The sequence below is a fragment of the Pseudomonas sp. SWRI99 genome, from assembly GCF_014270125.1.
Lineage (GTDB): Bacteria > Pseudomonadota > Gammaproteobacteria > Pseudomonadales > Pseudomonadaceae > Aquipseudomonas > Aquipseudomonas hamedanensis.
In genome coordinates, this window is sequence record NZ_JABWQR010000009.1 from 11841 (window position 1) to 26654 (window position 14814).

Annotated in this window: 12 protein-coding genes; 1 reads left to right on the forward strand and 11 read right to left on the reverse strand. The window is 60.4% G+C overall.

Annotation, left to right across the window (positions count from 1 at the left end):
* Positions 1 to 181 precede the first annotated feature (181 nt).
* From HU743_RS09280 to HU743_RS09290, 3 genes are all read right to left on the reverse strand, one after another.
* Positions 182 to 1483 (reverse strand): FAD-binding oxidoreductase, encoded by a 1302-nt coding sequence (locus HU743_RS09280; RefSeq protein WP_186648223.1) that lies wholly within the window; start codon positions 1481 to 1483, stop codon positions 182 to 184.
* Positions 1480 to 2568, reverse strand: a complete 1089-nt coding sequence (locus HU743_RS09285; protein ID WP_186648224.1) for a polyamine ABC transporter substrate-binding protein — start codon at positions 2566 to 2568, stop codon at positions 1480 to 1482. The genes HU743_RS09280 and HU743_RS09285 overlap by 4 nt, the downstream gene beginning before the upstream one ends.
* Before the next feature lie 177 nt (positions 2569 to 2745).
* A complete protein-coding gene (locus HU743_RS09290; protein WP_186648226.1) occupies positions 2746 to 4104 on the reverse strand; it encodes a glutamine synthetase family protein in 1359 nt (452 codons plus the stop codon).
* Between the two features lie 162 nt (positions 4105 to 4266).
* On the opposite strand from HU743_RS09290, the gene HU743_RS09295 reads away from it, so the two are divergent.
* The gene (locus HU743_RS09295) at positions 4267 to 5166 is read left to right on the forward strand and encodes a helix-turn-helix domain-containing protein (RefSeq protein ID WP_186648227.1); all 900 of its coding nucleotides are present in this window, start codon (positions 4267 to 4269) and stop codon (positions 5164 to 5166) included.
* An 11-nt stretch (positions 5167 to 5177) separates the two neighbouring features.
* Here HU743_RS09295 and HU743_RS09300 read toward each other — a convergent pair whose 3' ends face one another.
* The 8 genes from HU743_RS09300 to HU743_RS09335 form a co-directional block, all read right to left on the reverse strand.
* The gene (locus HU743_RS09300; RefSeq protein WP_186648228.1) at positions 5178 to 6227 is read right to left on the reverse strand and encodes an acyltransferase; all 1050 of its coding nucleotides are present in this window, start codon (positions 6225 to 6227) and stop codon (positions 5178 to 5180) included.
* A gap of 95 nt (positions 6228 to 6322) precedes the next feature.
* Positions 6323 to 7825, reverse strand: a complete 1503-nt coding sequence (locus HU743_RS09305) for a family 16 glycosylhydrolase (protein WP_186648229.1) — start codon at positions 7823 to 7825, stop codon at positions 6323 to 6325.
* Positions 7822 to 8877 carry a UDP-glucose 4-epimerase GalE gene (gene galE, locus HU743_RS09310; protein WP_186548177.1) on the reverse strand — a complete coding sequence of 352 codons (1056 nt, stop codon included), beginning with the start codon at positions 8875 to 8877 and terminating at the stop codon, positions 7822 to 7824. Before galE ends, HU743_RS09305 begins: the two co-directional genes overlap by 4 nt.
* Before the next feature lie 32 nt (positions 8878 to 8909).
* The gene (locus HU743_RS09315; protein ID WP_186648230.1) at positions 8910 to 10328 is read right to left on the reverse strand and encodes an oligosaccharide flippase family protein; all 1419 of its coding nucleotides are present in this window, start codon (positions 10326 to 10328) and stop codon (positions 8910 to 8912) included.
* Positions 10329 to 10341: 13 nt separating this feature from the next.
* Positions 10342 to 11295 (reverse strand): glycosyltransferase, encoded by a 954-nt coding sequence (locus HU743_RS09320; protein WP_186648231.1) that lies wholly within the window; start codon positions 11293 to 11295, stop codon positions 10342 to 10344.
* A gap of 17 nt (positions 11296 to 11312) precedes the next feature.
* A complete protein-coding gene (locus tag HU743_RS09325; protein ID WP_186630360.1) occupies positions 11313 to 12626 on the reverse strand; it encodes an O-antigen ligase family protein in 1314 nt (437 codons plus the stop codon).
* Complete coding sequence (locus HU743_RS09330; protein ID WP_186630359.1) at positions 12623 to 13735, reverse strand: glycosyltransferase; 1113 nt, start codon at positions 13733 to 13735, stop codon at positions 12623 to 12625. The genes HU743_RS09325 and HU743_RS09330 overlap by 4 nt, the downstream gene beginning before the upstream one ends.
* Positions 13732 to 14814, reverse strand: a complete 1083-nt coding sequence (locus tag HU743_RS09335) for a glycosyltransferase (protein ID WP_186648232.1) — start codon at positions 14812 to 14814, stop codon at positions 13732 to 13734. Before HU743_RS09335 ends, HU743_RS09330 begins: the two co-directional genes overlap by 4 nt.

A 14814-nucleotide genomic window follows, 5' to 3' on the forward strand; every position in this document is an offset into this window, starting at 1 on the left:
GGGCACTGAGCGTCAGGAACGCCAAAGCACCTCATGAATATAGAAGTGCTTGGCGATAGAGCAAATGTGAATAGGTAACCTGCCAGGCGAATTTTGCGGCAGGTGTTGCCGAAGGCTTCGATGTGGGGACGCAGAGCGTCCCTGGCTGCATTCCCACGCAGAGCGTGGGAACGATCACAGGTCAGCCGAAGATTTCCCGCAGGCGATACCAGAACATGCCCAACGCCAACAGCGGCGAGCGCAAGGCCGGGCCGCCGGGGAAGGTCATGTGCGGCACAGCGCTGAACACGTCCAGACCCTGGCTATGACCGACGTGAATCGCCTCGCCAAGCAGTTTTGCGCACCAGTGGGTGACATTGAGGCCATGACCGGAATAGCCCTGGGCGTAGAACACGTTCGGGTGTTGTTTGAGGCGGCCGACCTGGGGAAAGCGGTTGGCGGTGATGCCGATTTTGCCGCCCCACTGGTAGTCGATACGCACGTCCGCCAGTTGCGGAAAGACTTTGAGCATTTTCGGACGCATATAAGCCGCAATGTCCGCCGGGTCGCGACCCGAGTAATGGCAGGCACCGCCGAACAACAAGCGCCGGTCTGCCGAGAGCCGGTAATAATCCAGGCCGACTTTCTGGTCACACAGGGCCAGGTTGTGCGGGATCAATTGCGCGGCGCGCGCTTCGGACAGCGGCTCGGTGGCGATGATGTAGCTGCCGGCCGGCAGGACTTTGCCGCTGAGCTGCGGTTCGAGTTCATCCAGGTGCGCATTGCAGCCGAGCACCAGACTGCCGGCGCGCACGCTGCCGCTGGCGCAACGAACCTGCACGGTCGCACCGTGAATGATTTCCAGCACCGGGCTCTGCTCGAAAATCCGCACGCCCAGTTGCGCGGCCACGCGGGCTTCGCCCTGGACCAGATCGAGCGGATGCAAATGACCTGACCCCATGTCCACCAGCCCGCCGGCATACACACTGGCATCAACCACTTGCTCGCGGATTCGCTCAGGGCCGACCAGCCGTGTTTCGTGGGCGTACCCGAGGTCGGCAAGGCTCGCTTGCTCGTCCTGGAACGCGGCAAATTGCGCCGCCGTGTTAGCCAACTCGCAAAAGCCCCAGCGCAAATCGCACTCAATGCCGTGGGCACTGACACGCTGGCGCACCAGTTCCACCGAATCGATGCCGGCGCGCTGTAAATAGCTCACGCCTTGTTGGCCGACGTATTTGCCGAAGCCGCCGACGTCATGGCCAATCCCGCGGATCAACTGACCGCCGTTGCGCCCACTGGCGCCCCAACCGATGCGCCGGGCTTCGATGAGGATCACCGAGAGCCCGCGCTGCGCCAGTTCGATGGCGGTGTTGACGCCGGTGAACCCGCCGCCGATGACGCAGACGTCCGCGCTCAGATCGCCCTCCAGCAGCGGGTAGGGTGTCGTCGCCCGGGCCGAAGCGGCGTAATAGGAACGGGCGTGTTGCTGGGTGTACTGATTCATTTGTTCGACTTCACTTTGCTCCAGGAACGGGTCATCAGACGCATGATGGCCTGGGGCGGGGTCGTGGAGATGTACAGTTTGTCGAGTACGGCCTGAGGCGGGTACACCTCTGGGTTGTTGACCAGTTCCGGATCCATGTATTGCTTGGCAGCGGGGTTCGGGTTGGCGTAACCGACCGAGGCGCTGACCTTGGCAATCACCTGCGGATCGAGCAGGTAATTAATGAAGGCGTGGGCTTCTTTGGCATTGCTGGCGTCGGCGGGAATTGCCAACAGGTCGAACCAAAGGTTGGCGCCTTCCTTGGGAATGGCATAGGCGATGTTCACACCGTTGTTGGCTTCTTTGGCGCGATTGGCGGCCTGAAACACGTCGCCGGAGTAACCGAAGGCCACGCAGATGTCGCCGTTGGCCAGGTCTGAGACGTATTTTGAGGAATGGAAATAGGTAATGTACGGGCGGATGCTCAGCAGCTTTGCCTCGGCCTTTTTGTAGTCTTCGGGACTTTCGCTGCGCGGGTCCATGCCCATGTAGTTGAGCACGGCCGGGAAGACTTCGTCGGCGGAGTCCATCATCGACACACCGCACTGGGAAAGCTTTTTCAGATTCTCGGGTTCGAACAGCACAGCCCAAGAGTCGATGCGATCAATGCCGAGCACTTGCTTGACCTTGTCGACGTTATAGCCGATGCCATTGGTGCCCCACAGGTACGGCACCGAGTGCTGATTTCCAGGATCATTTTTGTCTAGTAATTCAAGCAGTTTGGGGTCGAGGTTAATCCAGTTTGGTAGCTGCGCACGGTCCAGTTTCATGAACGCGCCGGCCTTCACCTGACGGGCGAGAAAATGGTTGGACGGCATGACCACGTCATAACCGGTGCGCCCGGCCAGGAGTTTGCCTTCGAGGGTTTCGTTGGAATCGAAGACGTCGTAGATCACTTTGATCCCGGTCTTGCTCTGGAAGTCGGCGAGGGTGGTTTCGCCGATGTAGTCGGTCCAGTTGTAGACGCTGACCGTGGGCTGGGCGTGGGCTGCGGCGCTGAACAGCACACTCAGCGCGACCGGGAGTACGGATTTCAACAGACGCATTTCAACACCTCTTCTTGTAATGATCGTTCCCTCGCTCTGCGTGGGAATGCCTCAACGGACGCTCCGCGTTCGGCTGTGGATGGGACGCGGAGCGTCCCGGGAGGCATTCCCACGCAGGAGCGTGGGAACGATCGATTTCTCAGGCGCCCCCTCCCACAAGGACGGTGCAGATTTGGATCAGACGCTGAGCAGCAGGAACTCGCGCTCCCAGGAGCTGATCACGCGTTTGAAGTTTTCGTGTTCGGCGCGTTTCACCGCGACATAACCGCGGACGAATTTGCTGCCCAGGTATTCGGCCACTGTCGGGCACTCTTCCATCTGCGTCAGCGCTTCTTCGATGGTGATCGGCAGGCGCAGATTGCGGCGCTCGTAAGCACGGCCCTCGACTGCCGCGCTCGGTTCGACCTTCTCGACCATGCCGAGGTAGCCGCAGAGCAGGCTCGCCGCGATTGCCAGGTACGGGTTGGCGTCGGCGCCGGGCAAGCGGTTTTCCACGCGCATCGACTCAGGCCCCGAGGTCGGCACGCGCAATCCCACGGTGCGGTTTTCCTTACCCCATTCAACGTTGACCGGTGCCGAGGTGTCCGGCAAAAAGCGGCGGAACGAGTTCACGTTGGGCGCAAACATCGGCAGGACTTTGGGAATGTATTTCTGCAGGCCGCCGATGTGCTGCCGGAACAGTTCGCTCATGCTGCCGTCGGTGTTGGCGAAGATCGGCTGGCCGGTGGCGATGTCGACGACGCTCTGGTGCAAGTGCATAGCGCTGCCCGGCTCGTCGCCGATGGGCTTGGCCATGAACGTTGCCGTCACGTTGTGCTTGAGTGCCGCTTCGCGCAGGGTGCGTTTGAACACGGTGATCTGGTCGGCCAGATCCAGCGCGTCGCCATGGCGAAAATTGATTTCCATCTGCGCCGGGCCGTCTTCATGGATCAGTGTGTCGAGGTCCAGGCCCTGCAATTCGCACCAGTCGTAGACGTCTTCGAACAGCGGATCGAATTCGTTGGCGGCATCGATGGAAAACGACTGCCGACCGCTTTCCGCGCGACCCGAACGTCCCAGCGGTGCCTTGAGCGGCAGGTCCGGGTCTTCGCAGCGCTGCGTCAGGTAGAACTCCATCTCCGGCGCAACGATCGGCTTCCAGCCTTTGTCGGTGTACAGCTGCAAGACTTTCTTCAGCACGTTGCGCGGCGACAGTTCGATCGGGTTGCCAAACTTGTCGAAGGTGTCGTGGATGACGATGGCGGTCGGTTCGATCGCCCACGGGATGACATACACGGCGTCGGAAACCGGCTTGCAGACCATGTCGATGTCGGCCGGGTCGAGCAAATCGTAGTAGATGTCGTCGTCGACAAAATCCCCGGTTACCGTTTGCAGCAGCACACTTTCCGGCAGGCGCATGCCGCGCTCATGCAGGAACTTGTTGGTCGGTGCAATCTTGCCGCGGGCGATGCCGGTCAGGTCGCTGACCACGCATTCGACTTCGGTAATCTTGTGATCTTTCAGCCACGTGAACAGCTGATCGAAAGGGGCATTCATAAGGACCTCGTTATTGGTTTCATAGACGCCGGGGAGGGCGGGTTTCATCTTCCGCCCCTTCCCCTGTGGCGCGTTGGCGTCTATCTTGGGCGCGGCTGGTGAATCCATCTATCCACTTTAAGCAGCACCAAAGCGCACCAAAAGAGTGCGCAAGGTCACTCCATGACGACGTGCAATCCGCTCCAGGTTCAAGCCTTCAATACCGCCGATGTCGCTGAACAAGTCCGCGCCACTCCGGGCTGGGTCCAGCATTACCAACAAATGTCGCCGGGGCATTTCGCCGGGCAGATCCGCTATCTGGATCTGCAGGGCGTCGAAGTTTACGAAGAGCAAATGAATACTCGGGTCGAGCAGAACTTCAGCGCGCCAACGGGTGCCCTGGCCTTTTGTTTCGATCGCAGCGACAACGCGCTGTACCTGCTCAACGAAGAGAGCCGCAACATCTGGATCACCCCGGAGAACTACCAGGAAATCGCCGTGGTGTTCGGCCCGGCCTTCGTCCGTGAGCACGCGCTGGATGTGGCGAAATTCGACGGGTTGTTCATGGCGCCGCTGACTTGCGGACAGAACGCCTTGTTCAGTCGCTGGTTAAGCTCGACTCTCACGAAGTTGTCGCAAACCATTGATATCGATAGAAAAGAGGTATTGACCGAGCAGTTGCTGGAAGATTGTCTTTTCATCCTCGACAACGCACAGGCGCGCCTCGATCGCAGCGGCCTGCAACGGCGTGGCGAAGAACGGATGATCATGAAACGCGTGGGGGAGTGGGCGGCGGATTCGCCGGAAGATGCGCTCAATCTGCTTGAACTGGCGCAGGTGGCGGGGGTGTCGCTACGGCAATTGCAACAGGCCTTCAAGGCCTACACGGGGATGACGCCAAGTCACTGGTTGCGCTTGCGTCGACTCAACAGCGCGCACCGCGAACTGCTTAGGCGCAAGCCTTCGGAAACCACCGTGGCCGAGGTGGCGATGCACTGGTCGTTCTGGCATCTGGGGCGGTTTTCCAGCAGCTATCGGGCGCTGTTCAAAGAGCTGCCGAGCGAGACGCTCAAGCGCAGTTGAGGCCGGGCGGCCTAGTCGGCCCTGACCAGTTTGAAGGAAATTGAAAGTGACCGTTTGATCGACCGTGCCATGGGCTTCTCTATCTGTTCATGAATCAGCCAGGAAACACTGACCATGAACGCCACAGTACCCCACAGCAGCACGTGCGGATCAACCGCCGGATAGGCGATGTTGAAGATCATGAAGCCGATCATTTGATGCAGCAGGTAAAGCGGGTACGTCAGCGCGCCCAATGCGGTCCAGTTCCAGCGCTGCAAGGCTGCCATTCGGTTCGTCGCGATCAACAGAAAAATCAGGAAAAACAGCACGACCATGGCGCAGATGATCAGCGGGTTGTAGTCGGTCGAGTATTTGCTTTCGATCGATGCCGCCCAAACCACTGCGGTGAAACTCGCCAGTGCCAAGGCCCCCACCAGCAGCAGAATGCGCAAAGGGGTGAAGCCTTTGGCCCATGCCAGATAAAACGTCGCACCGGCGATGAACCAGGCCGCGTAATCGGTAATCAGCAGCGAGCGCAGCTTCTCGAATCCGAGTACCTCGGCGATGGCGGAAATCAACAGCCAGACCACCATGCACGGCTCGATCCGGTCGATTTTCTTCAAGGCCAACAGCACGGAAATCATCAGGTAGAACTTGATTTCCACGAACAGCGACCAGTACACGCCATCGATCGGCTCGACATTCAACAACTCGCTCAGAAACGCCATGTTGACCACGTATTGATAAAAATCAGCGCTGAACCGTGGCTGCCCAACGGCGAGGGTGACCAGGAACGTAATCGTGCAGCACACCCAGAAGGCCGGGCAGAGACGAACCACCCGGGAAATGAAAAAGACCTTCAGGTTATTGCTGGAGGCGGTCATCAGAATCACGAACCCGCTGATCATGAAAAACAGTTCGACGCCCAGATAGCCATATTTGGCCGGCTCAGCCAGCAGCGGGTAGGGCATCGCCGACATATCGCCCTTGGCATAGCCGCGAAACGCGTAATGAAAAAATACCACGGCCATGGCCGCCAGAAAACGCAGTAAATCCAGTTCCTTGAGCCGTCGGTTGTTCATGTAAATGCGCTCCGGACTGATCAGCGCTGATCAAAAACTGACGACTCTGCCGAGTTAAGTCGACCCAAGGCGCAAGCTGAAACAGCAGTGGCGGCTCACGGCGTGCTCCCGGCCTGGGACAGCGATGAGCGGCGTTGCCACATCTTGATGTAGTCGACTTCGAACGTTGAGGGGAGGTCAGCGTCATCGACCACGCCAAACCATGACCACATGGCCTCGCTGTCGAAGACGATTTCCATAGGGAAGAAGAAGTGCTTGTTCCTTGACTCCCGGACCAGTACGCCATCGACATACCAGCGCAGGGTATCGGGCTGCCAATCGAAGCCGTACACATGGAAGTCATCCGCCAGCCGCCATGGACTGATCCAGATGCTGCCATCGGCGATGTGTTCGGTACTTTGCGGGGTAGCCCACAGGTGAGCATTCATGTGGTACGAACGGTCCAGCTTGCCGTCCCTGGTCTTGCCGGCGATTTCGAAAATATCGATTTCGGTGGCGTTGTCGACCATGCCCGTCCACGCCAGCCAGAAGGCGCTGGAGCCGGCGGAATTCATCGGTTTCGCCCGCGCTTCGTAATAGCCGAACAAGCCTTTCTCAAGGGTGCGGACCATCGCGGAGGTGTAGTCCTTGAAACCGAGTTTCACGTACTTTTCCGGCAAGGTTTCCTTGCGAAAGACAATGTTCAGGTTGCCATTGCCGACGCTGGCGTTTTTTTCGGTATACAGCGCCGGTTTGCGGCCGAGCGATTCGTTGCCGACGCCGTGGTTGACGTGCCAGCGCGTGCGGTCGAGGCTGCTGCCATTGAACTCATCGGACAGCTTGTCGTTGAGTACCCATTGACCGGTATTGGCCTGGTCGGACAGCGGCAGATTCGGGTTGTTTCGGGGCGGTATAGGGCCGAGCGGCCCGACCCGGGTCCAGGTATCCGCGACCGGGGGGATGGCGATCGTCCACCTGTCCGCCAGGTACTGAAAAGCCTGCTGGCGTTCGGCGAGGGAGGCGAACGCACGGTCGTACACCAGCACCTCGGCAATGTCGCCGCGAAAGTTATCGGCCGTGCCGACGGCGTTACGCCCAATGCCATACGGACCTATCGGCACATCGTAAAGCTCCAGCACGGAAACGCTCGGCGCGTAGGCGGCGGTGTCTCTAAGGCTGATGGCGAAATTCGGCAGAACGTTATCGTTGTCGGCGGTTTGCGGGCGTGAGCTGAACAAGCGTTGCCAGGGATCGACCTGGGCTTGTTCGGCTGTGCGCCGGGACACGACCAACACCGTCACCGGACCTTTGGCGCTGCGGATGGCTTTGCCGAGCAAACCCGACACGCCGTTGAAGCGCACGATTGCACGACCGTTCACCGCGTCTGGCAGCCACTGTGGCGCCGCGCCGGGATTGTCGACGCTCGCATCATGGCCGCTGGCGGATTTGTCCTTCCAGCGCAGGACACGGTTCTGTTCATCGAGCTGCAGGCTTTGCGCATCGGCCGCGTCCAGCCACAGCACCAGCCCGGCGCCAGGCACACCGGGTGGCGCTTGCGCAGCGTTGCCGGCCAGGGCAAAGCACAGCAGCCAGAGGACCAGCGCGGCTTTGAGTTTCATCTGACCGCACTCAATGCCGCAATCTTGAATGAAGACTGATACCCCTGCGGATTGCACGACTGCCACCGCCAGGCATCGATGATCATTTGGCGCAGATCGCGCTGCGCGGTCCAGCCCAATTCTCGTTTGGCCTTGCCCGGGTCTGCGAAACATTTGGCGATGTCACCCGGGCGGCGAGGTGCAAAGCGATAGGGAATGGCGATGCCGGTGATGTCTTCGAAGCTGTGAATGATCTGCAACACGCTATAGCCAACGCCGGTGCCGAGGTTCCAGACATCGATGCCACTGGTTTGCTGCAATTTCAGCAAGGCCTTGAGGTGGCCGATGGCGAGGTCCACGACATGGATGTAATCGCGCACGCAGGTGCCGTCGACCGTGGGGTAGTCGCTGCCGAACACCGTCAGTTCAGGAATCCGGCCAATGGCGACCTGGGTCAGGCAGGGCAACAGATTGTTGGGGCGGCCCGTGGGGTCTTCGCCGATCATGCCGCTCTCATGGGCACCGATCGGATTGAAGTAGCGCAACAGGGCGATGCTCCAGCGCGGATCGGAGTGGCACAGATCGCTGAGCAATTCTTCGATCATCAACTTGGTCCGGCCGTACGGGTTGACCGGTTTGCCGGTGCCGAAATCTTCGGCAATCGGCGTGCGTGTCGGCTCGCCGTAGACCGTGGCCGATGAGCTGAACACCAGCTTGAACACGTTGTTGCGGGCCATGGCCCGGCACAGGTCGAGCGTGCCGGCGACATTGTTGGTGTAGTAGTCCAACGGGTTGCTCACGCTTTCTGCTACCGATTTAAGGCTGGCGAAATGCACCACGGCCTCGACGTCATAACGGCTGAAGATGTCGTCGAGCAAGCGCGAATCACGGATGTCGCCCTTGATGAAATCGACCCGCGTCAGGGTCAATTGCTCAAGACGCTTGATGCACTCCCGACAGCTGTTGCACAGGTTATCGAGGACCAGCACGTGACGTCCGGCATTGATCAGCGCCAATGCAGTATGGGAGCCGATGTAACCGGCCCCGCCAGTAATCAACGTAGTTTTGCGCATGGATTGGCCTTCCTGTTTTTCGGGGACTGAATTCAGCGAGCGGTGAACACCGATTTGAATTCCTGCGGCCAGCGCGGGTGCAGGACGCTATACGCCACGGCATAGCTCAGCGCGCCAAGCAAAATACTGCCTGCCAAGTGCAGATAGCCTTGAACACCCAGCTGCGGTGACACGGACAAAACGGTCGCGACCATCACCAGCGAGGCCAGCACGCTGCGGTAATTGGAATCGAGGAACCGATGCCAGTCATAGCCGACGGCGGCGTTGAGCCCACGGATCTGCAACGGCGTGATCATCAGCATGCGCGCCAGCAGCGCAACGGCTGCGGCCATGCCGCCATAGACACTGCCGAAGACGTACACCAGCAGCAGCGCCAGCACTGTTGTGACCACTTCAGCCTTGATCGTCAGGTGGCTGCGGTTGACCGCTACCAGGGCCGTGGTCGCGTACATCGCCGTGTTGCCAATGGCCGCCGTGCACGCCAGCACTTGCAGCAGCGGGATGGCTTCGGCCCACTTGGCGCCGAAGATCAACAGAATCAGGTCGCTGGCGGTGAGGGCGATGCCGAGGAACAGCGGCGTCAGCAGAAAGCTGCTGACGACGGTCGAGTCGCCGATGATCCCGAGCAGGCGCACCGGCTCGCTGCTGCGCCGGGAAAACGCCGGCAGCGCATAGCTCAGCAGGCCGTTGTAGATCGCCGTACGCGGCAGATCGATGATGCGCATGGCCATGTTGAACATGCCGACCGCATTGGCCCCGGCCGTCATCCCCAGCACCACGTTGACGCCGCGCTGGAGGGTCTGTGAACTCAACGCGTTGATCGCCACCGGTGTGCCGGCCCTTAACAGCTCGCGCAAGAACGGACCGTCAATGTAGAAGGCGATGCGCCGCGGATCTGCGCGCATCAAGACGATGATCGAGACGAACTCCATGATCAGCGCCTGGGCAATCACCGCCCAGGCGCCCAATCCCCACAGCGCGACAGCGATGCCGGCGACACCGCCGACGACCTTGCCCAGTAAGGTGCGCGACGCGAGCATTTTGAAGTTGCCGCTACGGCGCATTTGCGCCACGTAGACACGCGCCATCATGGTGAACAGGATTTTCACCGAGGCCAGCGCCGTCATCCAGCGCAGCATCGGGTCAGTCGTGTAAAAAAACACCGCCACCGAGATCAGCACAATCGACAGCAGGCTGACCAATACCGCCGCCCAGAACGCCGTCGAAATGTGCTTGTCCTCCAGCCGTTGCAGACGGACCAGCGGATCTTCCAGTACCGATGAGTAAATCAGCCCGACCAGCTCGACGATGGCAATGATGATCGTGCCCACACCCAGTTCGGCCGGCGACAGCAGCCGCGCATACGCGACAAAAGTGATCATCGACAGCAGGATCAGGCCGAATTTCTCGGTGAAGATCCAGCCGAGGGTGACGAGACGGTGGTTGGCCATGGCGGATACCGATTCATTGAGCGATGGGTGACGCCGGTGCCTTGCGCCATGACTTGGCGAGGGCGTAGAGGTAGCGCAAGGTCGGTTTGCCGTGATCGAAGATCAGCGTTTGCCAGGAGTAGTCGAACATCCGCCGGTACACATCGAGCACCTCGACATGCTCGCCGCGCCGGGAAAAGGTGTTGAGAAAATCGGTGTGATTGCCCAGCACAAAATCGATGTGTTGCTGTTTGCTCAACTGCGCGCCATAGCGTTCGAGATACACCTCGATGAACTTGATCTTGTTCTGGTAGTGCTTTTTCGGTTGCGCGGTCATGTTGCCGTCATTGACCGTACGCTCGAGCAGTACCTGCGGCACGGTGTGGATCTCCCAATGCTCGGCGATGCGCGTCCACATGAACCGGTCTTCGCAGTAACGCAGGCCGGCATCGAAGCCGCCGAGTTGCAGCATGACGTCGCGTTTGACCAGTGCGGCAGATACGCCATTGAGGACGTTGGCGTGGACGAAATCGTAGAAATGCATGCCGCTCTTGCGCACGTTGTCCAGTTGCCGCTTGCCGTTGCTGTAGTTGACCTGCGCGTAACAGTCGATCAGCCCGACCGGGCGGCCCTGACGCTCGAGTTCGTCATACAGCGCCAGTTGCAGCTCGAGTTTTTGCGGGCGCCACTGGTCGTCGGCATCGAGCATCGCCACGAACGTTTCCTGGCTGTGGTGCAAACCGGTATTGCGCGCACTGGCCTGGCCGGCGTTGGCCTGCTGCAACAGGGTCAGACGAAACGGCGCGGCGAAGTCCCGGACCCGTTGTGGCCCGTCATCGGTGGAGCCATCGTCGATGACAATGACGTGATCGGGCAGCCGGGTTTGCTCGGCCAGCGACGTCAGCGTTTGCTCAATGCTGTCGGCGCCGTTGTACATGGGGATCAAAACGCACACGGTATGCGCTGAAAGCGGGGCTTGGTTTCGCACGGGTGCTTCTCCTTGTGTCACGCCTTGGCTGAATCAGGCGCAAATGCCTGACCAGCCGGACGCTGACGCTGGGTTGCAGGTGATGACGCGGGGTACATGACCAGCCGATGCCGGAACGACAGGGCGAGGGTGCAGAACACCAGAAACTCGGCGGAGCGGTAGTTGGGGATCACATAGGCGACATAGTTGGTGACGACGAACAGGCCGATGATCACCAGCGCGCTGGCGCGATACTGGGCCGTGTGGTTGGCGGTGACGGCGCGGTATTGCTTGAACAGCGCTTCGCCCAACAACAACACCAGCGCGCTCAATTGAATAACACCGCCGTTGAGCAGGGTTTCCATGTAGCCACTGTGGGCGTTGCCGATGTAGCCCCAGCGCGTGATGAAGGCATCGGCATCGGGACTGGCCCAGAAGGCGCCGAAGCCGTAGCCCTTGAGCCATTGTTGCTCGACGAACGGAGCGAGCAACTCCCAGATCAGCGTGCGGTCGGTCAGTGACGGATCACGACCGGCGATTTCCAGCAGCCAGGCCAGGTGGTTGTAAAGCAGCAGGCACACCAGCAGAAACAGCACCGTGCAACCGAAGAACAGCCACTGCGAGCGGTTGATGCGCAGACGGATCAACGTGAGGAAGTAGGCGTAGCTCACCGTCCCGGAAATGACCAGCGCCACGCCGGTTGCCGACTGCGCGAGCAGGATAGCGATCAGCGAACACAACGCGCAGAACAGCGCCCGGCGATTGCCCTGACGGATCATCGGTAACAGCAGCAGGATGGCGACCGCGTTGAGCCGTGCGCCGGCATTCTTTTCGGCAAAGATGCCCTTGAAGGCGCCGTCGCGGATGCCTCCGGACAGGAACGCGACCTCGGGCATGACCAGCGCGAGAATCAGCCCGATGAACGCAGCCACGCCGATCGCACAACCAAGCATGAAAACGATTTTTTCCAGCGGGTAGTTCCAGGCAATGAAGCCGGCAAAAAACACCACGCCGAGCAGTGCGATCACCCGTTTGAGCGTCAGCATCGGGTCGTGCGACCAGCCGATCGAGGCGATGACACAAAGCAGGAACAGCAGCAGAAAGAAGTTGCTGCGGTAGAAGGTTTTGCTCAGGAATACCTTGTGGCGGATAAAGAAAAACAACGGCACCAACAGCGTGATGAGCCCGCAGATTTGATTGGCGACACTGCCTTCGAGGTCTTTGTCGACATCGCCGAAGCTGAATCCGCCGCCCAGTCCGAGGACAAACGTGATCACCTGAATGTAAAACAGCACGCCGAACAGGGCGAAGCCGTCGCGTAATGTCGAATATCTGATCGCCAGTGTGCTCATGATGCAGCGCTCCCGAGCATCGCGGTGAGGTAAGTCTGCACCGCACGGGTATTGGCAAACCGGGCGGCCGCCTCAAGCCGGGTATGGCGCTTGAAATTGCGCGGTGTTCCGAGCTGCAGGACGATCGCCTGTGCCAGGGCGACCGGATCGTCGACATCGACCAGCGGCGCCACCAGGCCGTTGATGAGGATTTCCGCCGGGCCATGGGGGCAGCGGGTCGCCACCACCGGCGTGCCTGTGGCCAAGGCTTCCACTAGTGCATTGGGGCTGCCTTCGAAGCGCGACGACAAGACAAAACAATCGGCCGCAGCGACTTCGGCCAAAGGATCGGCGGTGTACCCCGGCAGGTCGACACGATCGGCCAGACCCAATGCCCGAGCCTGATCCAGCAATTGAGCCCTGAGCGCACCTTCACCGAAAATGATCAAGCGCACGCTGGTGGTCGGGAGCGCGGCGATTGCCGTGATCAGCGTATCGAAGCCTTTTTGCTGGGCCAGACGGCCCACGGCAACCACCACTGCGCCAGACTTTTCCAGCAGCCAGCGGTGACTGGGCCGCCCCGGCCGTTTTTTGTAGAAGTCATCGTCGAGCACCGGATTGTCAGCCGTGGTCACGTCCTGGCGACGCGCGATGGTGGTATCGACCAGATCCTGGGCAACGCCTTTCGAGACGCAGATCACCGGATTGGGAATCAGCCGATACAGCAGCGGGGCCGCCCAGTAGGCGAGCCTTACCGTCAAGGCTGGATTGACGTGCTTATCGTGGGAAAAGGCATTGCGCTCACTGACGTGCAGGCGCGCCAGCGTGCCCGACAGCGCGGCCGCGGCGATTGCCACGACGTTGACGTGAGTGAGAACCGCCAGTTGCGCATCGAAGCGATTGGTACGCAGAAACTGCGCCAGCGCCGGCACCGCGCGGGCGCTGCGGGGGCAGTGCAGCTCAACAGTCTTGACCCGCGGGTCGAGGTAGGCCGCATTAACGCCGCCACCGGTGAGCAGCAGCAAGGTCACCTCGTTACCGGCGTCGACCAACGCGCCGGCCAGGCGCGTCATCATCTTTTCCGCCCCGCCTGCGCTGAGGTCGTGCAGGATGATCAGGAATTTTTTCATTGATTCCATACCTGGTAATACGCTTGCGCCGCGTGCTGGCTGGTGTACGGGCGAAGGGCGTCGGTCAGGGTCGTTTCGTTGGTCACCACGTCATCCCGAGAGGTCAGGCTGCGCAGCATGCCCTCGGCCAGTGCCGGTACGTCGTTGACCTTGACCAGCAGGCCAAGTTGACCGTTATTCAACAGCTCTCTGGGGCCGGTTTCGCAGTCGCAGGCCAGCACCGGCGTACCCAGCGCCAGTGCTTCAATCAGCACGGTCGGCATGCCTTCATGGGTCGAACTCAAAATGAACAGGCGCGCGTGCCTGAGCAGTGGATAGGGGTTGCTCAGAAAACCGGTGAAGTGCACCCGTTGCGCGATGCCGAGGCGCTGCGCCTGTGCGATCAGTGTGTCGCGCATCGGCCCGTCGCCCGCAATAACCAGATTTGGCAGCGCACGGTGTTGCAATGCCAGGGCGTAGGCGTCGAGTAACAAATGAAAGCCTTTCTGCTGCGTCAGTCGCCCCAAGCCCAACCAGTAGGCATCGGGCAACCCGGCAACGAGAGGCTCCCGTGAGGCCTGGAACAGTTGTTCGGTGATGACGGCGTTGGGGCAATAGCTGATTCGCTGCCGTCCCCAGGGTAACAAGCCGACCAGCGACTGACGCAACGCCGTCGAGACCGTGACCACTTTGCCGCTGCCGCACAGATACAAGGCATAGAGCAGGCGCAAGCTCGAAGGGCCGGTTTTCTGCTCCTTGCAGTCGAGGGCGATGTGCCGGCTGTAGATGACTTTGCAGGCACTGCCCAGCGTCGCGAACCAGGTGCAGACGTTGGCCTGTTCCTTGGCGGAAACCAGGTGAGTGACGTGTTCGTCCCGAATGAGCCGGCGCAACAGCACGATCGAGCGCAGCAGGCCGACGACGCCGTTGCCACCGCCACTGTGGTGGCGTTGATCGCCTTCGGTGTCCGGGGTTTCGCCGTTCATGACGAAGAAGCTCACGCGCCGGCCATCCTTGAGAAATTGCTCGGACAACCGTTGCTGCACGCGCTCGACGCCGCCGCCCGATTTGAAATCCTTGAGAGTGAACAGAATGTGCAT